General features: G+C 72.6%; 16 protein-coding genes and 2 pseudogenes. 7 read left to right on the forward strand and 11 right to left on the reverse strand.

Annotation, left to right across the window (positions count from 1 at the left end; translation table 11 throughout):
* Window positions 1-2 precede the first annotated feature (2 nt).
* Both AC07GB_RS18485 and AC07GB_RS18490 read right to left on the reverse strand, forming a co-directional pair.
* The gene (locus AC07GB_RS18485) at window positions 3-3,257 is read right to left on the reverse strand and encodes a non-ribosomal peptide synthetase (protein ID WP_478846621.1); all 3,255 of its coding nucleotides are present in this window, start codon (window positions 3,255-3,257) and stop codon (window positions 3-5) included.
* Window positions 3,254-4,111 (reverse strand): phytanoyl-CoA dioxygenase family protein, encoded by an 858-nt coding sequence (locus tag AC07GB_RS18490; protein ID WP_478846623.1) that lies wholly within the window; start codon window positions 4,109-4,111, stop codon window positions 3,254-3,256. The genes AC07GB_RS18485 and AC07GB_RS18490 overlap by 4 nt, the downstream gene beginning before the upstream one ends.
* Before the next feature lie 317 nt (window positions 4,112-4,428).
* On the opposite strand from AC07GB_RS18490, the gene AC07GB_RS18495 reads away from it, so the two are divergent.
* Both AC07GB_RS18495 and AC07GB_RS18500 read left to right on the forward strand, forming a co-directional pair.
* Window positions 4,429-4,593, forward strand: a complete 165-nt coding sequence (locus AC07GB_RS18495) for a hypothetical protein (protein WP_478846625.1) — start codon at window positions 4,429-4,431, stop codon at window positions 4,591-4,593.
* Between the two features lie 13 nt (window positions 4,594-4,606).
* Window positions 4,607-5,482, forward strand: a complete 876-nt coding sequence (locus AC07GB_RS18500; protein WP_478846627.1) for a methyltransferase domain-containing protein — start codon at window positions 4,607-4,609, stop codon at window positions 5,480-5,482.
* A 100-nt stretch (window positions 5,483-5,582) separates the two neighbouring features.
* On the opposite strand, the pseudogene AC07GB_RS18505 reads toward AC07GB_RS18500, so the two are convergent.
* Window positions 5,583-5,822 (reverse strand): annotated as a pseudogene (locus tag AC07GB_RS18505) (CPBP family intramembrane glutamate endopeptidase); the annotation flags it as partial.
* Window positions 5,823-6,299: 477 nt separating this feature from the next.
* A complete protein-coding gene (locus tag AC07GB_RS18510) occupies window positions 6,300-7,373 on the reverse strand; it encodes an LUD domain-containing protein (RefSeq protein WP_478846629.1) in 1,074 nt (357 codons plus the stop codon).
* 315 nt (window positions 7,374-7,688) lie between these two features.
* Between AC07GB_RS18510 and sigJ the strand changes: the two genes are divergently transcribed.
* The 3 genes and pseudogenes from sigJ to AC07GB_RS18525 all read left to right on the forward strand — a co-directional run bounded on the left by sigJ (window position 7,689) and on the right by AC07GB_RS18525 (window position 12,544).
* Window positions 7,689-8,627: an RNA polymerase sigma factor SigJ gene (gene sigJ, locus AC07GB_RS18515; RefSeq protein WP_478846900.1), complete on the forward strand. Its 939-nt coding sequence runs from the start codon at window positions 7,689-7,691 to the stop codon at window positions 8,625-8,627.
* 171 nt (window positions 8,628-8,798) lie between these two features.
* Window positions 8,799-11,912, forward strand: a pseudogene (locus tag AC07GB_RS18520) (WD40 repeat domain-containing protein); the annotation flags it as partial.
* 425 nt (window positions 11,913-12,337) lie between these two features.
* The gene (locus AC07GB_RS18525; protein ID WP_478846902.1) at window positions 12,338-12,544 is read left to right on the forward strand and encodes a hypothetical protein; all 207 of its coding nucleotides are present in this window, start codon (window positions 12,338-12,340) and stop codon (window positions 12,542-12,544) included.
* A 49-nt stretch (window positions 12,545-12,593) separates the two neighbouring features.
* Here the strand turns inward: AC07GB_RS18525 and AC07GB_RS18530 are convergent, their stop codons facing one another.
* Window positions 12,594-12,956: a hypothetical protein gene (locus AC07GB_RS18530; protein WP_478846631.1), complete on the reverse strand. Its 363-nt coding sequence runs from the start codon at window positions 12,954-12,956 to the stop codon at window positions 12,594-12,596.
* A 104-nt stretch (window positions 12,957-13,060) separates the two neighbouring features.
* Window positions 13,061-13,435 (reverse strand): hypothetical protein, encoded by a 375-nt coding sequence (locus AC07GB_RS18535; RefSeq protein WP_478846633.1) that lies wholly within the window; start codon window positions 13,433-13,435, stop codon window positions 13,061-13,063.
* A gap of 515 nt (window positions 13,436-13,950) precedes the next feature.
* Here AC07GB_RS18535 and AC07GB_RS18540 point away from each other — a divergent pair.
* On the forward strand, window positions 13,951-17,028 hold the full coding sequence (locus tag AC07GB_RS18540; protein WP_478846635.1) for an NACHT domain-containing protein: 3,078 nt from the start codon (window positions 13,951-13,953) through the stop codon (window positions 17,026-17,028).
* Between the two features lie 145 nt (window positions 17,029-17,173).
* Complete coding sequence (locus AC07GB_RS18545; RefSeq protein WP_478846637.1) at window positions 17,174-18,550, forward strand: MFS transporter; 1,377 nt, start codon at window positions 17,174-17,176, stop codon at window positions 18,548-18,550.
* A 32-nt stretch (window positions 18,551-18,582) separates the two neighbouring features.
* On the opposite strand, the gene AC07GB_RS18550 is transcribed toward AC07GB_RS18545, so the two are convergent.
* From AC07GB_RS18550 to AC07GB_RS18570, 5 genes are all read right to left on the reverse strand, one after another.
* Entirely contained in the window at window positions 18,583-18,888 is a 306-nt protein-coding gene (locus tag AC07GB_RS18550; RefSeq protein WP_478846639.1) for a transcriptional regulator, read from the reverse strand.
* Window positions 18,885-19,382 carry a hypothetical protein gene (locus AC07GB_RS18555; protein ID WP_478846641.1) on the reverse strand — a complete coding sequence of 166 codons (498 nt, stop codon included), beginning with the start codon at window positions 19,380-19,382 and terminating at the stop codon, window positions 18,885-18,887. Before AC07GB_RS18555 ends, AC07GB_RS18550 begins: the two co-directional genes overlap by 4 nt.
* A gap of 82 nt (window positions 19,383-19,464) precedes the next feature.
* Window positions 19,465-19,962: a nucleoside deaminase gene (locus AC07GB_RS18560; protein ID WP_478846643.1), complete on the reverse strand. Its 498-nt coding sequence runs from the start codon at window positions 19,960-19,962 to the stop codon at window positions 19,465-19,467.
* Window positions 19,963-20,074: 112 nt separating this feature from the next.
* The gene (gene cynS / locus AC07GB_RS18565) at window positions 20,075-20,545 is read right to left on the reverse strand and encodes a cyanase (protein WP_478846645.1); all 471 of its coding nucleotides are present in this window, start codon (window positions 20,543-20,545) and stop codon (window positions 20,075-20,077) included.
* A gap of 81 nt (window positions 20,546-20,626) precedes the next feature.
* A complete protein-coding gene (locus tag AC07GB_RS18570; protein WP_478846647.1) occupies window positions 20,627-21,229 on the reverse strand; it encodes a carbonic anhydrase in 603 nt (200 codons plus the stop codon).
* Window positions 21,230-21,327: the final 98 nt, after the last annotated feature.

Below are 21,327 nucleotides of genomic sequence, written 5' to 3' on the forward strand. Positions count from 1 at the left end.
CCTTAGCGTGTGACCGGGCCGGTGCCGGAGCCGTCCAGGGCGTCGGCGAACGCCTCGACGGTGGGGTACTTGAAGAGGTCGGTGACGGCCGCGCCGGGCGAGAGCGCGGCTCGTATCCGCTGGTGCAGGCGGATCAAGGTCAGTGAGGTGCCGCCCAGTTCGAACAGGCTGGCGTTCCTGGGCACCCGCTCCGGGCCCACGCCGAGGACCTCGGCCCACAGCGCGGTGAGCCGGTGCTCCAGGGCGGAGCGGGGTGCCCCGCCCGCGTCCGGCGCATGTCCGGCCTCCGGCACCGGAAGGGCCCGTACGTCGGTCTTGCCGGATGCCGTGACGGGCAGCGCGTCGAGCCGCACCACGGCCGCGGGCACCAGTTCCCGGGGCAGTCGGTCGGCGAGGTGGGCGCGCAGGGCCGCGTCGGGGACGCCGGGGTCGGCGACGACGTAGGCGGCCAGCGCGTCGTCCCGCCCTGGCATCACGGTGACGACCGCGTCGCGCACCCCCGCCAGCTCGCCGAGCAGCGCGCCGATCCCGGCGAGGTCGACGCGCATGCCGCGCACCTTCGCCTCGGCGTCCTCCCTGCCGTGGAACTCCAGCACTCCGTCCTCGCGGAAGCGGGCGAGGTCACCCGTGCGGTAGAGGGCCTGGCCGGGCGCGGCGGCGAAGGGGTGCGGGGCGAAGCGCTCCTCGGTGAGCTGCTCGCGGTGGGCGTACCCGGTGGCGAGCGGCAGCCCGCCGAGGTGCAGCTGCCCGGTGAGGCCGGGCGGCAGCGGCTGGCCGCCCTCGCCGAGCACGTACGCCTGGCCGCCGCCGACGGGCCGCCCGATCGGTACGAAGCCGTCCCGGTCCTGCTCGTCCGGGCCGCAGACGTGGAACGTGGCGTCGATGGTCGCCTCCGTCGGCCCGTACAGGTTGACGAGGCGGGCCCCGGTCGCGGCGCGGACCCGCGCGGCGACCGACGTCTCCAGCGGCTCGCCGCCGGAGAAGATCCAGCGCAGGGCGGTGCACCGGGACAGGCCCGGCACGGTCGTCGCGGGCCTCTCAGAGGGCCCGGCCTCCTCGCTCGGCACGGCCTTCTCGCTCGGCACGGCCTTCTCGGCCAGGACGGCCTTGAGGACGGTCGGTACGAACTGGACGACGCTCACCCGGTACCGGCGCATCTCGGCGAGCAGCAGTGCCGGATCGCGGTGGCCGCCCTGCGGCGCGACGACGGCCCTCGCCCCGATGGTCAGGGGAAGGAGGTACTCCCACAGGGAGGCGTCGAACACCGGCGGCGTCTTGAAGTAGAAGCGGTCGTCGGCGCCGAAGCCGAACTCGGCGGCCTTCCAGCGCACGTGGTTGGCGATGGCCCGGTGCGGGACGACGACGGTCTTGGGCAGGCCCGTGCTGCCGGAGGTGGTGATGAGGTAGGCGGGGTGGTCGGGGGCGGGCTCGGCGTCGGCGTACCCGGGAAGCGGGTCCGCGGGTGCGCTGAGATCGACGACGGGGAGCGGGCTGCCCGTCGCCGCGTCGGTGCCTTTGAGTCCCTCGGGGCCTGCGGGGCCCGCCGGGCCTTCGGGGCCTGCGGGGCCTGCGGGGCCCGCCACGATCGCCGCGGCCGCCCCCGCGTCGGCGAGCAGGAACGCCCGGCGCGGCGGCGGCTGCTCGATGTCCACGGGAAGAAAGGCGAGACCGCTGCGGAGCACCGCGAGGGCCGCCGTCACGAACGCCGCCGACCTGGGCAGGCAGAGCGCGACGACACTCCCGGCGGGCAGGCCGAGCGCGGCGAGCCGGGCGGCGAGCAGCCGGCTGTCCGCATCGAGCCGCCCGTAGGTGATCTCCTGGCCCCGCGCCACGAGCGCCACCGCGTCGGGCGTACGGGCCGCGCGGGCCACGAACCGGCCGGGCACGGTCCACTCCGGGGCCGCGGGGACCGGCGGATTCCAGGTGTCCAGGACCAGCGAACGGTCGGCCGCGCCCGCGAGTTCCACGGCCGCCGCCGGGCCGTCCCAGCCGGCCACGGCCTGGTCGAGCACCTGCTCGAAGGCGGTGGCGAAGCGCCGTGCCACTGCCTCGTCGTGGTGCCCGGGGTCGACGTCGAGGCGGGCCTCCACGCCGGTGTCGCGGAAGAACACGCTGAGCGCCAGGCCGGTCTTGGGCCGCGCCGGGCGCAGCCCCAGCCACTCCTCGGTGAGCCCCGGCAGGTGGAGCCCGGTGCCGGGGACGTTGTTGACCGAGAGCATGACGGGAGGCGTGCCGTCACCCCGCGGGTCGACCGCGCGGAGCCGGGCGCGGAGCTTCGCGAGGGGCGCCCCCTGGTGACCCAGGCACTCCAGGAGGTCGGTGTGCACCGTGCGCACGTACTCCTGGAGGCTCGTCCTGTCGTGCGGCGGGCACCGGAAGGCCGGCATGTCGGTGAAGAGGCCGACGACCGGCTCGTACTCCATGCGCCGCCAGTCCACGGCCGGGTAGGAGATCACCGAGTCGGTCACCCGGAAGCACAGCTGGGTGGTGAGCGACAGGGCGGCCATCAGGAGGGCGGCGGGGGTGACGCCCGCCCGCTCGGCCGCCACGGTGAGCCCGCCGGCCACCCGCACCGGCAGCGAGGCGGTGCGCCCGGCACCGGACACGCGGCCCGGGAGGGCCGGTGCCGCCAGGCCGCTGAGGTATCCGTCCCAGAAGTCGCCGAGCCGCGCGGCCTCGGCGCCGGCGAAGAACTCCTCCTGGTCGCGGGCGTAGTCGAAGTAGCCGGACTCCGGGGCGGCCGGGCCGGGCTCCACGCCCGCCTGGAACTCGGCGTACGCACGCGCCAGTTCGTCGGCGATGACAGCGACGGACGGGGCGTCCACCACGAGGTGGTCGAAGACGAGAACGAGGATCGACTCCCCGGGGGCGAGCCGGAACAGGTCGGCCCGCAGCCGGCAGGTCGCCCCCGCGGCGAACGGAGCGGCCACGGCCGCGGCGATCCGTGCGTCCGTTTCGCCGGCCGTGACGGCATGCGTGGCGAGCACCCGGTCGGGCACGCCGTTCACCCGCTGCCGCAGGAGCCCGTCGGCCCCGTCGTGGAGCGCCACCCGCAGGACCGGGTGGCGCTCCAGCACGCGCCGCAGCGCCCGCTCCAGCGCCGCCTCGTCGAGCGGACCGGTGAGCCGGTAGCCGATGGGCACGTGGTACGCGTCGCTGTCCGGGTGCAGCCGCTGAGAGGTCAGGACCGCCCACTGCTGCTGGGTGAGCGGGAACTCCCGCGAGGCCTCGGGGGCGCCGGGACCCGCTGCGGTCACCGGGTCACCTGGAGCGGGGAGTGGTCGCGGGCGGCCAGGAAGTCGGGCCGCGGCGCGGCGACGGCGCCGGGGGCGTTGTCGACGCTGTTGTACGTGAAGATGGCCATGCGCCGGTCGGCCGGGGACATGTTGCTGCCCGAACCGTGCACGATCCGGGAATCGAAGAAGAGCAGCGACCCGGCGCCGCCGAGCGCCGAGACGATGTCGGCGCTCGCGTTGAGCCGGGCGAGGCTTTCCCGGCTGACGGTGTATTCCAGATCCGCGGCGAGATGCGTCTGCCACGATTCCGCGTCCGCCTTCTTTCCGGACTCCTTACCGGGCTCCTTACCGGACTCCTTACCGGACTCCTTACCGGGCTTCTTCCCGGGCCGTACGGTCTCCGTACCGGCGACGAGATGAGAACCAGCAATAAGAAGGAGAGGGCCGTTGTGATCCGTGGCCGCGTCGAGGAAGAGGGCGACGTTCACCACACGCGGCTCGGCCATGCCGTCCTCGCGGTTCCAGAAGGTGAAGTCCTGGTGCCAGGGCCAGATGTCGCCGGAGAGGGCCCGCTTGGCGTTGATCTTCGACTGGTGCACGTAGACGTCGCCGCCGACGATCTGGCGGGCGGGCACGAGCAGCCGCGCGTCCGTGACCAGGTCGGCGAAGCCTCCGGGGATCTGGTGACACCCGTGTACGGCACGCACGGTGCGCCCGTCGGCCTCGAAGGTGCGCCGCGGCGAGTCCGTGCCGTAGAGCGCCTCCGCCTCCGCCCCGAGCGCGGCCACCTCGGCGGCCCCGAGGACATCGGGGACGACCAGGAAGCCGTTCTCTTCGAATTCGGCCAACTGGCCCTCGCTCAGGCGGTTCACCATCAATCGGACCCTTCATGGCCAAGGAAGAAGACAGTCGGAGAACGGGCCTGCCGACGAAGTCGGAGTACGGGCCCGCTGACCCAGCGATTTCATCCTTGGCGACCTGGTGCGACGGGACAATGGCTGCCTGCTGGACACAAGGGGCCGTGGCAGGAAGAGGCCACTTCGCGGTAACGGATGGAGAAGGCCGCCACCATCCCGGGGCCTTGAAGCGGCGCGCACGGCACCCCACACGCCCACGCGCACCTGGACGCGGTGTGGCGATCACGGCGCGGGCGCGCGCAGACTCGCAGCACCAGCAGTGTGGAGGAGGGGCCATGGCGCACCGGCAGCAGGGCAACGGTCAGGTGGGTGGCGAGTACTCGTCCCCGGGAGATCCGGGCAACCCCATGCCGGAGGAGACGCTGCTGCGCGAGGACCCCACCATCGAGGAGCCTCCCGAGGAGGAGGAACCACCGGACGGGCCCGGAAGCCACGGCTGACCCGGCGTCAGGGGTGAGCACGGTGGCGGCCGCGGAGCGGGCGCGGGCGCAATGCGCCGACGAGATCGATCGGTACGACTACGGCCACTTCCACGACCGGCCCTGGCTGCGCGAGGCCTTCCTGGCCATACCCCGTGAGGCCTTTGTTCCCGAGCGTGTGTGGTGGCCCCACCGCGGCCCCGAGGACGGGCTGTTCCCCCTCCTGGACCGGCGGAAGAAGCCCGGCCAGTGGCTGCGAGCCGTCTACCGCGCCCGCAGCCCGCTGATCACGCAGATCGCCGACGGGGCCGTACCTCCCGACGGGCCGACCGGCTGCGACGCCTTCACCGGATCCATCTCCTGCCCGGCCGTCGTCGTCGAGATGCTGCACCACCTGGACCCGCAACCGGGCGAGCGCGTCCTGGAGATCGGCACCGGCACCGGGTACAACACCGTGCTCCTGGCCGAGCGCGTCGGCGCGGCCGCCGTCACCTCCATCGAGATCGACAAGGGCCTCGCCGAGCACGCCACCACCACGCTGCGCACCGCAGGCTGCGCGCCGCACCTCGTCGTGGGGGACGGCGAGGAAGGTCACCCGCCAGGCGCTCCGTACGACCGTCTCATCTCCACCGTCGCCGTACGCCGGCTCCCGCAGGCCTGGGTCGACCAGGTCCGCCCCGGCGGTGTGATCCTGACCCCGCTCGACAGCCCCTTCCAGTGCGACGGCCTGGCCCGCCTCACCGTCGACGGGCAGGGCCGGGCGAGCGGTTGCTTCGTCGGCGCGGTGGACTTCATGAAGGCCCGGGGGCAACGCGAGTCCCGCAGCTACGCGGAGCTGGGGTGGCCGACCTGGAGTGGCTACCGCCTCACCGTGGAGTCGGGACAGCAACGCGTCCGGACGGCCCCCTGAACGTCTTCCTGTGTGCCCCAGGGGTACGTGTGGCCTTGTCGCCGCCGACAGCCTTCTCCCACCGCGCGTACGCGGTGGCGACGTGCTGGCTATGCGGCAGTCATGGGATCCGGGGATTGAGCGCGTGGCGGACGGCGAGCCGTGCCACGGTCAGGCAGTACAGCGGACTGAAGACCACCTCGAGTACGAGGGCCTGCCAAGGGGCGTCGGCCGCGGTGCCGTTGTCGGCCAGCTCACCGAAGGCAGCGGCCAGGCCTATGGCCAAGGCATTGTTGGCGGTATGCAGGGCGATCACGGCCTCCAGACCACCGGTACGAATCATCAGCCAGCCCCAGCGCAGACGACCGGTGACGGAAGACACGGCGCCCCCCGGCGGCGACCGAAGCGGCGCACACCCACTGGAATGGCGGGGATGGCAGCTCCCAGCGAGGCCAGTTCCACTCCCGCCTGGTCAACTGCATTCTTTGACGAGCGGAACGCCGACGACAGCCAGCCGATCGGCTGGAAAGTGCCTTCCCCTTGGCTGTTGTCGGACGGACAGTGTGAGGTCAGTGAGGCGCCACCAGGGCGTCCGGCCTTGCCCGCTCCCGGCATACGGACATTCCTGCTGGAGGTGCTGGGCCCGCTGCCGCCCCAGGGCCAGGGTCGTGCACGTATCCCCCGCGGTGCCGATGCCCCTTGGTCGTGCTGGACCTGCGTGGGCTGAGGCAGCGACGACGGGGCCCGCAGTGAGGGCGTCGGCGCGCCGCCTGCCCCCGCGGCACGGGCACCTACGCGTACAGCCGCCGCACCCGCCTCCCAACCGACCCAGCCCAAGTCAGTACCCAACAGCCTCACGAAGCAACAACACCGTCCCCCGCCCCGGACGGGGCTCCGCGTTGAGGATGAGCAGGCGGTTGACGGCGCTGGGCATGCCGTACGCCACCTGGGCGCGGGCGCTCTCCAAAGGGAGGGCGTGTTCCTCGACGCGGCGCAGGGCTGTGCTCAGGTCGGGCACGACCTTCTGGGCGCCGACGATCCAGACCGCGTGGGCGGCGCCGCCCGCGTTGGCGGGGAGTTGGCTGCCGCTGCCCGAGGCGAGGACGAGGGCGCCGGTCTCGGTGACCGCGGCGACGCTGTTGACGACGTACTGGGGGCTGGCGACCAGCCGTCGGATCTCGTCGGCTCCGGTGGCGCGGTCGATGGCCAGGACGCGCGGCCTGATGGCGTCGTACCGGCCGCTGGCGTTGAGGTCCTCGTCGATCCCGGACAGCCGGAGGGTCTCGCTGGCTCCGGTGAGCACGCTGGTGCCCTCGGGGATCAGGTCCTTGACGCGGGCGCGCGCCGCCGCGGCGTCGTCGAGGATCTCGGCGGCGAAGCCGCCCGCACGCAGCGCGGCGGCCACCCGCTCCAGACGTTCGCCCGATGCCGGGTCGGTGAAGGACGCGGCCGGGGCGGCACCAGAGCCCCGCCCCCCGCGGGGAGCCGTGCCCGCCAGCGGGGAAGTGTCGAGGTACCTGACCTCGTACACCCGCTCGGCGAACTTCCAGCCCTCCGCGGTGCGCTGGTAACGGTCGTGGTAGACGGCGTAGTTCAGGCCCTGGCGGCCGTCCAGGGCGCGGCCCAGTTCCTGGATGTAGGCGCGGCCGGTCGCGGTGTCGCCGTCGAGCTGGATCGTGCCGGGGTGGGTGGTCTGAACGAAGAAGTCCCACTGGCTCTGCAACAGTTCACCCCCGGCACGGATCTCCTCGCGGCCGACCTGTTCGACGGGGATGTTGGGCATGCGCAGGGCACCGTCCGGCGTGAACAGCGACGCGAGGCGGGGCCGGTCGCGCATCATCGCCGCGTCGGTGAACTCGCCGCGCAGCGCCTCGATCTCGACGCGGTCCGCGATGGCCTGGAAGTCGTTCATCGAAATCCTCTTCTGATCTCGTGTTCCGGTCTCGTGCTCTGGTCTCGTGTTCCGGTCTCGTGTTCCGGTCTCGTGTTCCGGTCTCGTGTTCCGGTCTCGTGCTCTGGTCTCGTGCTCTGGTCTCGTGTTCCGGTCTCGTGCTCTGGTCTCGTGTTCCGGTCTCGTGTTCCGGTCTCGTCAGTACGACAACGCGGCCCTCGGGAATGTGAGGTGAGACGGCGGCCTCACATTCCGGTGCGCTGTCTTGTCATCACGGGTAGAGGTGCGGGAGCGAGCGAGGGAGACGGCCGGACCATGACCACCAGTGCCGAGACCATGACCACCACGGCCGAGACCGGCCAGGACCAGGTCGACCCGGGCCTCACCGTGATCACGAACGAGCGGCGCCGGCTCATCAACCTGGCCTACCGCCTCCTGGGATCCCTCACCGACGCCGAGGACGTCGTACAGGAAACGTGCGCCCGCTGGTACGCCATGTCCCCGCGGCAGCAGCGAGCCATCGAGTCGCCCGGCGCCTGGCTGGTGACGGTCGCCAGCCGCATCTGCCTGAACCTGCTCGGTTCGGCGCGGGTGAGGCGGGAGACGTACGTCGGCGACTGGATCCCCGAGCCGCTGCCCGAGCCCACGGAGTGGATCGCGGGGCACGCCGGCGCGGGCGGGGTCGATCCGGCCGAGCGGATCACCCTCGACGAATCGGTGACGATGGCCTTCCTGGTCGTCCTGGACGCGATGACCCCGGCCGAGCGCGTGGCGTTCGTCCTGCACGACGTCTTCCGCTACCCCTTCGGCGAGGTCGCCGAGATCGTCGGCCGTACTCCGGCGGCGTGCCGCCAACTGGCCTCGTCCGCCCGGCGGCGCCTCCGCACCGCGCAGGCCCCGGCGGGCCCGAGCGCCGGGCAGGCGGACGTCGTCCGGCGGTTCAGGTCGGCGTGGCAGGCCAAGGACATCGAGGGCCTGATCGGTCTGCTCGACCCCGAGGCCATCGCGACCGCCGACGGCGGTGGCCTCGCCGTCACCCACCGGCGCCCGCTCGTGGGCGGTGAACGGGTCGCACGCGCCTACGCCAGGATCGCCCGTGTCTCGGGCGATCGCACCACGTTCCGGGAGCGCACGGTCAACGGCCTGCCCGGCTTGGTGGCGTGGCAGGACGGCAAGCTGGCGACGGTGTACGCGTTCGAGTTCGCGGGGGACCGGATCAGGCGCATCTGGGCGGTGAGGAATCCCGAGAAGTTGGGTCCCTGGCACGTCAGTTGAGGAGCGGACCGGGCAGCTGGACACCCCGGGGCCCGGCCCGCCGGTCCGTCCCCGCTGGCTCAATCTCTGCTGCCGATCCCCCGCCACCCTTGCTTGTATGAACGCTGGACCGACGCGCCCGCGAGAAGCACTCCCGTCCCCCGCGGGCCCGCGGCACCGGGGAGGGCTTCGATGGACGAACCTCGGCGCGGCTCGCCCCACGACGAGGCGCGACAGACCCCCGCGCACCCCCCGGGGCAGGCGGCGCGGGCGGGCAGCCCCGGCGTCGGGCGCCCGCAGCGGCCCGTCGACCCCGCCACCGGCCCGGCGGCCAAGCTGGCCTGGGAGCTGCGCCGGCTCCGCGAACAGGCGGGCACACCGGCCTACCGCACCCTGGCGAAGAAGGCCCACTTCGCGGCCAGCACGCTGGCCGAGGCGGCCAAGGGCCACCGGCTGCCGACGCTGGAAGTGACGCTCGCCTACGCGGGAGCGTGCGGCGGCGACCTCGTGGCCTGGGAGAACCGCTGGCGCGCGGCCGCACGTGAACTCGCCGACGAGGCGGTGGCCACGACCGAGGCGCCCTGCCCGTACCCGGGGCTCGCCGTCTACGACACCAAGGACGCGCGGCACTTCCACGGCCGGGACGAACTCGTCGACCAGGTCTGTGCCGCGGTGAGCGAGCCGGGGCCCAGCCGTCTGACGGCCGTCTTCGGGGCCTCGGGCATCGGCAAGTCGTCCCTGCTGAACGCCGGTGTGCTGCCGGTGCTACGACCTCGGTGGCGCAGCTGCCGGATCACGCCCGGCGCCCGGCCGCTGGCCGAGCTGGAGAGGGCCTTGGCAACGCTCCCCCGCCCGGATCCGGAAGCGGCCGAGCCGCCTCCCGCCCCACCTCCGCAAGTCGCCACCCCAGCACCGGCAACAGCCCCAGCCCCAGCCCCAGCCCCAGCCGCCACCCCCGGAGCCCCCGCCCTGCTGGCCATCGACCAGTTCGAAGAGGCCTTCACCCTCTGCCAGGACCCCGAGGAGCGGCACGCCTTCCTCACCCGGGTCGCGGACCTGGCCCGCGCCCCTCACCAGGAGCTGCGCGTCCTGATCGCCGTACGCTCCGACTTCTACGCCCACTGCTCCGCGCACCCGGACCTGGCCGCCGTCCTGCGCACCAGTCGGCAGCTGCCCATCGGCCCGCCGAGCGAGGCCGAACTGCGGCAGATCGTGGCGGTCCCGGCCCGGCAGCTGGGCGTGGAACTCGACCCGGGGCTCCTGAGCACCTTGGTGCGCGAGGCAGCGGGGCGTCCCGGGGCGCTGCCGCTGCTCTCGCACGTGCTGCGGCAGATCTGGCTGCGCCACCGGGGGCGGCGACTGCGCCTGGACGACTACGAGGCCAGTGGCGGGCTGCACGACGCGGTCGCCCAGACGGCCGAGGCGCTGTACGCGGCGGCGGAGCCGGTACGGCAGCAGACCATGCGCCGGCTCTTCGTACGCCTGACGGCACTCGGGGAGGGCACGGGCGACACGCGACGCCGCATCAGCCGCGCGGAGCTGGCCGGGCTCGCGGATGCGGACGAGATCAGCGCGCTCCTCGACGACCTGGCCGCCGCGCGGCTGATCACCTTGGGTCAGCACGCCCCGGACAGCGTGGAGGTCGCCCATGAGGCCGTCATCGCCGCCTGGCCGCGCCTTCGCGGCTGGCTGACGGAGGACCGCGAAGACCTGCGGATCCACCGCCGGTTGACGGAGGCCGCCCTGGCCTGGGAGGAAGCCGGCCGCGACCGCGAGATGCTCTACCGGGGCGCCCGGCTCGCCACGGCCCGCGGCTGGTCCGAGCGCCGCCCCGACGGCCTCAACGCCCAGGAGCACGCCTTCCTCACCGCCTGCGTCACCGCCGACCGGCGGCGCAGCCGTCGTTCGCGGCAGGTCATCGCCGCCATGGCCGCGCTCCTGGCCCTGGCCGTCGCCGCGGCGGTGCTCGCGGTGGAAGCGGAGCGGGCGGCAGGTGACCAGCGGGACCGGGCCCTGGCCGAGAAGGTCGCCGCGCAGGCCGCCGACCTGCGCCGCGTGGACCCCGCGCTCGCCGCGCAGCTGAGCCTCGCCGCCTATCGCCTGCATCCCGCGGCGGCCTCCCGCAGCTCCCTGCTCAGCTCCTTCTCCGCCCCGTTCGCGACCCGCCTGCGCCAGGAGGTGAACACGGTCGCCTTCACACGGGACGGCGAGCGGATGGCCACCGGCGGCGAGGACCGCCGCATCCGGATCTGGGACGTCCGCCGCCCCCACCGCCCGCGCGTCGTCGCCTCCGCCCCCGGCACCCAGCCCGAGGACGTCGAATCGCTGACCTACAGCGGTGACGGACGCCTGCTCGTCAGCGCGACGTACGACGGTTCCGTCCGGATCTTCGACACGTCGGCCCGGCGGCCGACCCTGCTCATCGGCTTCGCCGCGCACCGCGGGGCCGTATGGCGCGCGGTGCTCGCCCCCGGCGGACACACCCTGGCCACGGCCGGGGCCGACGGCAGCGTGCGGCTGTGGGACATCTCCCGGCCGCGCTCACCCCGTCGTACGGCACAACTCGCCCCGGGCAGGGCCTCGGTCGGCGCCCTGGCGGTCAGCACGGACAGCCGCGTCCTCGTGACCGGCTCGGACGACGGCACCACCTCTGTGTGGACGGCGGCCGACCCCCGCCGCCCGCGCCTCGCGGCACGCCTTCCGGCACGTGAGGGCGCGGTCCACGCGGTCGCGCTCAGCGCCGACGGACACACGCTCGCGGCGGTCGGCGAGGACCACCACGTGCAGCTGTGGGACGTCACCAGGCCCGCGAAGCCCAGGCCGCTGCGCACTCTGCGCGGGCACACCGCGCCGGTGCTCGCCGTGGCCTTCAGCCCCGACGGCCGGGCCCTGGCCACGAGCGGCTGGGACTTCGCCGTACGGCTGTGGGACGTCACCGACCGGCGCCGGCCCCACGCCATGGAGACGGTCTCCGTCCACACCAACGCCGTACTGGCCCTCGCCTTCAGCCCCGACAGCGGTGTCCTGGCCTCGGCGAGCATGGATCACACGGCGGCCCTGACCAGTGTCCCCGGCCCCGTCCTGGCCGGTCACGGCGGAGCCCTGTCCACCGTGGCCGCGAGCCGGGACGGGCGGCTCGCCCTGGTCGGCAGCGAGGACTTCACCGCACGGCTGTGGCGGGCCGGCGGGCAGACGCGCCGGCCGCGCCCGCTGGCCACGCTGACCGGCCACAAGGGACAGGTCAAAGCCGTCGCGTTCCACCCCGCCGAGCGCGCCGCGGCCACCGGCGGCATCGACGGCACGGTCGGCCTGTGGGATGTCACCGACCCGCGCCGCCCCACCCGGACGGCGACACTCCGCACCAGGTCGAACATCCGCACCCTCGCCTTCCACACCAACGGCCGCCTTCTCGCCGCCGCCGGTGGCGGCACCCCCAGGGTCCACCTGTGGGACGTCCGCGACCCCGGGCGCCCCCGTCCGGCCGGAGCACTGGACGCCGCCTGGCCACGGCCGGGCTCGACGGCACGGCCCGGCTGTGGGATGTCCGTGACCCCTCCCGGCCCCGCCAACTGCACGTGCTGCGCGGCCATGTGGGGCCCGTACAAGGGGTGGCGTTCTCGCCGGACGGGCGCACGCTGGCCACCGCGGGCCAGGACGGCACCGCCCGCCTGTGGCGCCTCACCGACGGGCGCCCCGAGCCGTACGCGACGCTCCTCGGACACGATGACCGCGTGCACGCCCTCGTGTTCTCCCCCGATGGAACGACCGTACTGACCGCGAGCGAGGACCGCACCGCCCGCCTGTGGCCCACCAGCCCCGAACGAACCGCACAACGCGTCTGCGCCCTGGCCACCCCCCGGATCACCCTCTCCGAATGGCGCCGCTACTTCCCCGGCATCGACTACCGCCCACCGTGCCCGGACCCCGGCCGGCCGTGACCCCGCGGAGGCCCGCGGACATCCCTGCCGGCCGGGGCGCGGCGACGTGTCACGCGCAGTTCTTCTCCACGCTGACCCCCGAGAGCTGGTCGTTGCCGATCGGGCCGTAGGGGAAGTTGCCCGTCGAGTTCTTCGAGTAGGAATACCAGGGGGTGGTTCCGGCCGCGTGCAGATAGAAGTTGCCGCACACGCCGAACGATCCCCACGAGCTGACCTTGTCGTTGTACCGGGCGGGCAGCGTGTGCAGGCCCTGCTGCTCGACGCTCGGCGGCCGCCTCGCCGTCGCGGTCTGCGATCGCTGCGCGGCCTGCGCCGACTGGGCGATCTGCGAGCAGAGACCGCCCGTGGCGACGAACAAGGCGGCCACAGCGCCGCCGACCGCGGCGGTGCGCATCGAGGGGTGCAAGTGCATGACTCTCCGCTCGCGGTCCGTACGTGCGTGGTCCGTACGTGCGTGGTCCGTACGTGCGCGGCTCGTTGGAAGCCGAGGAGGGCTGCCAGGCGTCGGTGGCCGGCTCAGCACTGGCGCAGGCCTGGGACCGGGTGGCGAGACGCCCATACGTCCGCGGCCGCCACGTTGCCCCACTGGCCGCTGTCGAGCTGCGTCCAGTACCAGACCCTGTTGCCCCCGGCGTGGGTGTTGCCCTCGCCCCAGCACGCGAACCAACTGAACTCGGAGAACAACTGTCCCCGCGGCGTCGACTCGTACGCACGGTGCGCGTACCCCGTGGCGCCGTAGTTGTTGCCGCACCACAGTTTGCCGTCCGGCCGTACTCCGCACTCGGCGGCCGCCCTGTCGGGCTGGGCCGACGCCGGCCCGGCAGCCGTGATCAGCCCCATGGCCAGCGCGGCGGCGGCCACAACGACGGAAGCCCTCTTGCGTAAGAACATGATTCCTCTTCCTCCCGGCCCTGCCGGGCAGCGCGTTTCGACGGTGGACCCGCCTCAGTCCTGAGGGGTCGCTCACACCGTGATGTCACCGCGCGTACGGACCCGGCGGCGAGCGCACAGGACGCCTGCCCACCAGGGCCAGGAACGAGCGGCACGCCCCACCCTGGGAGACCCGGGAATTGTCCAGTAGGGCCCGGTCGCACCCCCGGACAATCGTTCAACTCACCGACCTCGTGAGCAGCCGTGCGGCGAGGGCCTGACGCGCGAAGCCGCCTTGCCCCCCGCGCGCCCAAGCCGCGCGGACGGTGTGAGGGCCACCGCATCCGAGTGCGGGAAGGCCGTGCGCCCCCCGGTGCGCCGCCCAGTCACATGACCTCGAACGAGCACGCTGCGCAGAGAAGATACGACCTCGCGAACCAGCCACACAGCGCTCATGACCGGCCACACTGTGCGTGCGGCTCCTTCATGCCGCACGCATACTCCACGAACCGTCTCCTGTACGGGGGTTGTGGCCCATGCCAGGCAGGGTGGCCGGTCTGATCGTGGCGGCCGTGCTGCCGCCCTCGGTCGCCGCTGCCCTGTGGCGGACGTTGGTGGTGGAACACCCCCTCCTCGCCGCCGTACTCCTGGTGGCCTATCAGGGCGTTCTCGCCCTCGTGGTGATCGCCTGGAGGATCCTCAGCGATCTCGCCAAGCGATGGCAGCAGCGCATCGTCGACAGCCTCGACCGGTCACTGACCCTCCGCTTCTCGCGCTTCCCCGATCGCTACCGGGCCGCGCTGCTGGGCAGCCTGCGCTTTGTCGAGATCAAGGACCTGGAGACCCGCGGCCTCTACACCCCCGAGCTGGACGAGGTGTACATCGATGTGAGCCTCGTCCACCAGACGCCGGACGCCGCCGGGAGGGATCTGCTCGCCCACCTGCCGGGGAGGGTGACAGGGCGGCACGCGCTGGAGGACTTCCTCGACCGCCGCCGGCCCGCGCTCCTGGCGATCGTGGGCGCCCCGGGCAGCGGCAAGACGACACTCCTGCGACGCACCGCCCGGCAGATCTGCCTCGCGCGCTCCCGGCGTCGCCGCGCCACGCCCCTCCTGCTGTTCCTGCGCGACCACGTGGCCACGGTGCTGGCCGTACCCGACGTGACGATCGCCGATCTCGTACGGGACACCCTGGAGCGCGGCATCGCCGAGCCCGCCGACTGGTTCGACCAACGGCTGCGGGACGGCGCCTGCGTGGTGCTGCTCGACGGACTCGACGAGGTGGCGCGCCAGGAGGACCGCAAGGCCGTGGCCGCCTGGGTGGAGAGCCAGGTCGCGCGCTACCCGCTCAACGACTACGTCATCACGTCGCGCCCCCAGGGGTATCTGGCCGCGCCCGTCAACGGCGCCGCGACCCTCCAGGTGCGCAGCCTCACCGACGACCAAGTGACGTCCTTCGTCCGCAGCTGGTACCTCGCGGTCGAGCGGCACGTCGCCCGCGTCGAGAACGCGGAGGTCCGCCGCAAGGCCGACGCGGCCGCCGCGGACCTCCTCGACCGGCTTCACAACGCTCCGGCGCTGCTCGACCTCACGGTCAACCCCCTCCTGTTGACGATGATCGCCAACGTCCACCGGTACCAGGGCGCGCTGCCCGGCAGCCGGACGCGCCTGTACAGAGAGATCTGCCAGGTGGTTCTGGGGCGCAGACAGGAGGAGAAGGGCCTGGCACGCCAACTGAACGGCGACGACAAGGCGGTGCTGCTCGGCGGTCTGGCGTTCTCCATGATGGAGCGGCACGTACGTGACCTGCCCCGCTCTGAGGTGCTGGCCGAGCTGGAACCCCTGCTGCGGCGGACGTCCGCGCACCTCACCGCGGCGGAGTTCCTGGAGGAGACCGGGTCCAACGGTCTGCTGGTGGAGCGCGAGAGCGGTCTGTACTCCTTCACCCATCACACCTTCCAGGAGTATCTCGCCGCCGCGCACGTGCGGCACACGGAACGGGCCGGGCTGCTCGCCGAAACCGTCGACGACGTGTGGTGGCGCGAGACCACACTGCTGTACGTCGTCGGGGCGGACGCCGACGCCGTCGTCGGCGCCTGCCTCGCCTCGGGCAGCGTCACCGCCCTGTCCCTCGCGTTCGACTGCGCCGAACACGGCGGCCACCTCGATCCGCGGCTGCGGGGCCGTCTGGACGCCCTGCTCGACTCGACTGCCGGTGCGCACCCCGACCCCGAGCGCCTGCGTCTCATGGTCCATGTCATGGCCACACGCCAGCTGCGCCACCTCCTGCGTACCCAGGACGGTGGGCGCCTCTGCTCGCGCCCGGTCTCCCGTGGCCTCTACCGGCTGTTCCGCCAGGAGACCGGCGCCCCGCCCCCCGACGGCCCGGCGTCGCCACCCGCTCCCGGAAGCGAACCCGGCCCGGACCGGTCCGCCGCGGCGCTTCCGGTCACCGGCGTACGCGCGCGGGAGGCCGCGGCCTTCGCCGGCTGGCTCAACGCCGTCACGGGCAACAGTCCGGGCTACCGGCTGCCCAGCCGCCCCGAGATCGAGGACCCCGCCGCCAGGCGCGTGCTCAACTCCGTTCGCAGCCACCTCCCTTCCCCCGGCGTCTGGACACAGCCGTACGGCGAGAGGGAACGGCCCCACCTGTGGACGCCCCCGACCGACCCCCACCCCTACGAAGTCGACGCGACCGACCTCATCCGCCACGTCCACCACGACCTGGAGCACGCCCGGCCGACCCTGACGCGCCTGCTGCTGCTCAGGAGCCTCATCTGCGTGCGGCTCCTGCCGCGGAGCCTGGAGCTGCTGTCCACGCTTCACGCGGCCGTGGACCAGGCCCTCGACCACGTGCACGACATGACCCGGACGCTCCGGCACGCCGACGCGCTGCACCAGGACGATGCCCTTGAGGTGCGAGTCCCGCTCGCCCTGGCCCGCGTCCTCGGCGAGGAGATCCGCGACCCCGGGAGGCGCCCACGCGCCCATGACACCCTCGGCGCACTGCGGACTTCCCTGGTCACCGCGCTGTCGCCGCCGCCAGTCACCCGCGAGACCGTCGGTCTCGTGCTCGCGCCCTGTGCCGTGCTCGACCAGGAGTCCGCGCCGACGCACGCCTTCGACCACGCCCTGGAGCAGTCGATGGGCACCGTGCTCGCGTCCACCGTGACCGACGTGGTGCGCATGAACCTCGAACCGGGCGCCTGGACCGAGGAGTTCTCGCGCCGGTTCACCGAGCGGACCTGTGTCCGGGGCGACTCGTACCACGTACCACCGGACGCTCTGGCGGACCTGGTGCACGCGTGCTGCACGGCTCTCACCTCCCTGCTCGAACCGCCGTACGGCGACGTCGCGCCCACCTGGGCCCGCCAGGTCAACGAGGGCCTCCGGCAGTCCATGAGGTCGGTGCTGGAGGGCCGGTCCCAGGTCACGGAGGGCACCGCGGCCGAGCTGAGGCTCGCGGCCCTGTGTCTGGCCGCGGAGGCCGAGGTCCGGGGCAGGCAGGACGTCTCGGCGGACTTCCGCCGCGTCGCCGCGGGTGTCACGTTGCTCCAGGACCGCACGAGCGGCGAGCGTCCACCCGGGGAGCTGATCCTGCTGGCGACGCTGTGACGGCTTCAGCGTAACGCCCCGCACACACGTTTCACGGACGAACGCCCGCACCCCGCGCGGAAACTGACTTTCCGCCAAAGAATCGATACCGCACATTCCAGAACGATAAAAGGTATCGAGATCAGGAGGTACGGGACACCGTCACGTGGCATCCTCCTACGTATTCGAGTCAGCTTTGGGCGGCCTTGAGAACGATCAAATTCCGGGAGGTCATGTGCCGCTCCCCGAAGGATCCACAGGATTCCACCCCGCTCACGACCATCACAGCCAGCCGCTGTCCCGCCGCGGCCTGACAGCTGCTTCCATCGGACATTCACTGGAATGGTTCGACTGGAACTCCTACGCGGTATTCTCCATCTTCTTCGCTCCTCATTTCTTTCCCGCCGGAAACTCTGACACCGCGCACCTCGACACACTGGCGATCTTCGCGATCGGCTTCCTGTTCCGGCCGCTCGGCGGGATCATGCTGGGCGCCTTCGCCGACCGGCACGGCCGCCGCAACGGCCTCACGCTGTCCATGCTGCTCATGGCGGGCGGCAGCCTGCTCATCTCCGTATGTCCGACATACGAGCAGGTCGGAATGGCGGCCCCGGCACTTCTGCTCGAGGGACGCATGGCCCAAGGCCTTTCGACCGGAGGGGAGATGGCCGCCTCCGCGGCCTACCTCGCCGAGGTCGCGCCCGCGGGCCGCCGCGGCTTCTACTCCAGTTTCGCGTATGTGACCGGAACGCTGGGAACCTTGGCCGCCACTCTTCTCGGACAGCTGATTCTCTGGCAGTTCGGCGAAGCGAGCATGCGGGACTGGGGATGGCGCATACCATTCGCGATCGGAACAGTCATCGGCCTCTACGCCATGTATCTGCGCCGCTCGCTGCGCGAGACCGGCCCCTACCTCACGGGCCGCGATCTGCGGGTGCGCCGGCCCGCCTGGGAGGTGCTCCGCAGGCACCCCTCGAGCGGTTTGCGCGTCGTCGGTTTCACCGTCGGTGCCACCGCCGTCTATTACACCTTCCTCGTCTACCTCCCCGGCTACGCACAAAAGACCCACGGCGTCTCCGCCGACGCCGCCCTGTGGGCCTCCATCGCCGCGCAAGCCGCGATGATCGCGACGCTCCCCCTCCTGGGAAGCCTCTCGGACCGCATCGGCCGCAAGCCCCTCCTGAGCGTCTTCGCCGGCGGATACCTGGTGCTGGTCGTCCCCCTGTTCTCCCTCCTCTCCTCGTCCGCCTGGTCGCTGCTGACCGTCATGACCGCCGGGCTGCTGCTGTTCGGCTGCTACGCGGCGATCGCTCCGATCGCCATGGCCGAACTCTTCCCCACCCAGGTGCGTTCGGTCGGCTTGGGCATGCCGTACTCCCTGGTCGTCGCGCTCTTCGGCGGGACCGCCCCGTACCTGGTGCAGGAGTTGACCGCACGCGGCCAGGCCCACTGGTTCCCCTGGTACGTGGCCGTACTCTGCCTGGTGTCGCTGCTGGTGTACGCCACGACCCCGGAGACCCGGACGGTGGACCTGGAGCGGTGAGGCGGGCGCGCCGCCGTGGGGTGCCTGACCGCTCAGGGCGTGATGATCGCGCGCAGCGCGGCGTGGTGGGCGCGGTACGCCTTGCTCCCCTGCCGGGTCAGCTTCAGCCACACCCGCTGCCGGGTGTCACGGACCGCCTTGCGCTGCTGGACGTACCCGGCGTCCATGAGCACGGTGACGTGTTTGCTGAGCACGGACGCCGACACCCCGAGTTGTTCCTGTACTACGCCGAACTCCGCCTCCCCCGCGGTGTCCAGCAGGGCGCAGATGCGCAGCCGGTTGGGGGCGTGGATGGTGGTGTTGAAGCCGTCCATCGGGTCGGAGGGGGCGGCGCTCATGACGTCTTGCGGTGCAGGCGGGCGAACCAGAGGTGGAAGCCGACGGACACGGCGGCACCTACGGCACCGGCACCGAACAGCCACAGGGACTGTCCCGTGTGCCGGAACGCGTACCCCGAGCCCAGGACGAGCAGCGGGAAGCCGATGAACAGCGGCACGGTGGCCTTCTTGGGCAGGACGTCCATGCGCAGCGCCACCCCCGTCCTGGCCCGCCAGCTCCTGGCAGCGACGGCGAGACAGACCAGGTACACCGCCTGGATGGCGAGCAGCGTGACACCCCAGGCGCCCCGTGACATCAGCCAGGCGGGTTCGGCCGTCATGCCGCCGATGACGACCGGCAGCAGGGCGATGTCCGCGGTGAGTACCGCGGCGAACCAGGTCGGCCACGGTGTGGCGGACAGCGCCGCGGTGGACGCGCGGACCTGCTCGGTGTCGGCCAGGGCGGCGCGGGCCTGCTCCGGCGTCAGGTGGAGGGTTCCCCCGTTGGTTTCCATGTCGGAAACTCTAGCCACCGAGTTTCCAACTTGGCAAGAGTCGGGTTTCCGGTGCGGAAAGAGCCACCGTGCGGCCCGCGCGTCAGGCGGTGGGAGCCCCCGGCACCCGGCGCTCGCCGCCGTTGCGCTCCTGCCAGAGGCGGTACACCTCGGTGGCGTCCTCGCGCGCGTCGTGGCGCATCGGCAGGCGGCGCTCGGTGTAGTCCTTGGCGAACTCGCCGTAGAAGGTGTCGAGTTCGAAGTACTTCCGGTCGTCCACGTAGTACGGCTCGTAGGCGTCACGGGTGGTGAGGAAGACGACCTCGTCCGGCGAGCAGTAGTACAGGGAGCCCAGGCACATCGGGCAGGGGTGGGCCAGGACGTAGATGGTGGTGCCGGTCAGGTGCTCGGTGCCGAGCTTCGTGCACGCCTCGCGGATGGCGAGGATCTCGGCGTGGGCGGTGGGGTCGCTGGTCTGGGCGACCAGATTCGGGGACTCGGCGAGGATCTCGCCGTCCTTGACGATGACGGTCGCGAAGGGCCGGCCACCCTCGGCGACGTTCTGCCGGGCGAGGTCGATGGTGCGCTGTGCGAAGTCCATGGGGGTCCTCCGGAACGGGGTGGTGGCCGCCGGGGCGGGCCGGGCAGGCCGGGCGGGGTGCCGCGGGCCGGCCTGCCCCGGGGCGCGTGCTGGGCCAGAAGGGCTGGGTGTGTCAGAAGGGCTTGGTCGGGAGGTACTTGCCGTCCAGGGTGATGACCGCGCGCTCGCCGCCCTCGGGGTCGGCGACCTTCTTCACGTCCAGCTTGAAGTTGATGGCGGAGATGATGCCGTCGCCGAACTGCTCGTGGACCAGGGCCTTGAGGGTGGTGCCGTACACCTGGAGCATCTCGTAGAAGCGATAGATCGTCGGGTCGGTCGGGATGCCGCCGGGGAGGGAGCCGCGGGTGGGGATGGTCCGCAGCAGCAGCACCGCATCGTCGTCCAGGCCGAGCAGCTCGGCGACGGCCTTGGCGGCGGGCTCGGGCAGGGCGTGCTGGCCGAGTACGGCGGCGGTGACGAACGCGACGGACAGGCCCGCGGCGTCGGCGAGTTGCTGCCAGGTCAGGTCGCGGCGGGTCTTGGCCTCGACCGCGGCGATCGCGAGCTGCTGACGGGCGCTGTTGTCGAACTGGGCGTGCACCATGGGAGGGGTTCCTTTCGTACGGTCCGTCCCCTTGAGGTCGCGGGGATCGGAAGGGCAGGGCCGGTGAACCGGTCGGGCGGGTCAGGCCGCGAGGGCCTGGCGCGGGTCGGCGGTGAGTTCCTCGACGGAGCCGGTGCGGATGTCGAAGACCCAGCCGTGCAGCCGCACGCTGCCCTCGGCCAGGGCGCGGGCCACCGAGGGGTGGGTGGCCAGGTTCGCCAGCTGGGCGGCGACGTTCTCCCGGATCAGCGCGGCGAGGTCGTACGACCCGTCACCGGTGACCTCGGCACGGGCCCGGGCGGCGTCCGCGTGGCGCAGCCAGTCGGCGACGGCCGGGGTGCCGCTGAGGTCGTGGCCTTCGGCCAGGGCGGTCATGGCGCCGCAGGCGGAGTGCCCGCAGACGACGATGTCCCGCACGCCGAGGACCGTGACCGCGTACTCGACGCCCGCGGCGACACCGTCGGCGCCGGGGGCGTGGGCGGGGACGAGGTTGCCCGCGGTGCGCAGGACGAACAGTTCACCGGGGTCGCTCCGGGTGATCACCTCGGGCACGACGCGGGCGTCGGAGCAGCCGATGAACAGCGTGCCCGGCTGGTGGGTGGTGGCCAGGCGGGCGAAGAGCCCGGCCTTGGCGGGGAAGGTCTCCCGCTGGAAGCGGTCGACTCCCTGGGCGAGATGACGCATGGCCTCTCACTCCCTTCGCTGGGGGGTCGGTGGGGCCGACCCACTGGGGTGGCCGGTGGGGCCGACCCACTGGGGTGGTCGGTGGGGCCGACCCACTG

Source organism: Streptomyces sp. NPDC045778, assembly GCF_056431945.1.

What these genes read in the sequence shown, in the direction of transcription:
- AC07GB_RS18490 (WP_478846623.1), bottom strand. Translation starts at nt 4,111, where the DNA reads ATGGTGAACCGCCTGAGCGAGGGCCAGTTGGCCGAATTCGAAGAGAAC.
- AC07GB_RS18495 (WP_478846625.1), top strand. Translation starts at nt 4,429, where the DNA reads ATGGCGCACCGGCAGCAGGGCAACGGTCAGGTGGGTGGCGAGTACTCG.
- AC07GB_RS18510 (WP_478846629.1), bottom strand. Translation starts at nt 7,373, where the DNA reads ATGAACGACTTCCAGGCCATCGCGGACCGCGTCGAGATCGAGGCGCTG.
- sigJ (WP_478846900.1), top strand. Translation starts at nt 7,689, where the DNA reads ATGACCACCACGGCCGAGACCGGCCAGGACCAGGTCGACCCGGGCCTC.
- AC07GB_RS18530 (WP_478846631.1), bottom strand. Translation starts at nt 12,956, where the DNA reads ATGCACTTGCACCCCTCGATGCGCACCGCCGCGGTCGGCGGCGCTGTG.
- AC07GB_RS18535 (WP_478846633.1), bottom strand. Translation starts at nt 13,435, where the DNA reads ATGTTCTTACGCAAGAGGGCTTCCGTCGTTGTGGCCGCCGCCGCGCTG.
- AC07GB_RS18540 (WP_478846635.1), top strand. Translation starts at nt 13,951, where the DNA reads ATGCCAGGCAGGGTGGCCGGTCTGATCGTGGCGGCCGTGCTGCCGCCC.
- AC07GB_RS18550 (WP_478846639.1), bottom strand. Translation starts at nt 18,888, where the DNA reads ATGAGCGCCGCCCCCTCCGACCCGATGGACGGCTTCAACACCACCATC.
- AC07GB_RS18555 (WP_478846641.1), bottom strand. Translation starts at nt 19,382, where the DNA reads ATGGAAACCAACGGGGGAACCCTCCACCTGACGCCGGAGCAGGCCCGC.
- AC07GB_RS18560 (WP_478846643.1), bottom strand. Translation starts at nt 19,962, where the DNA reads ATGGACTTCGCACAGCGCACCATCGACCTCGCCCGGCAGAACGTCGCC.
- cynS (WP_478846645.1), bottom strand. Translation starts at nt 20,545, where the DNA reads ATGGTGCACGCCCAGTTCGACAACAGCGCCCGTCAGCAGCTCGCGATC.
- AC07GB_RS18570 (WP_478846647.1), bottom strand. Translation starts at nt 21,229, where the DNA reads ATGCGTCATCTCGCCCAGGGAGTCGACCGCTTCCAGCGGGAGACCTTC.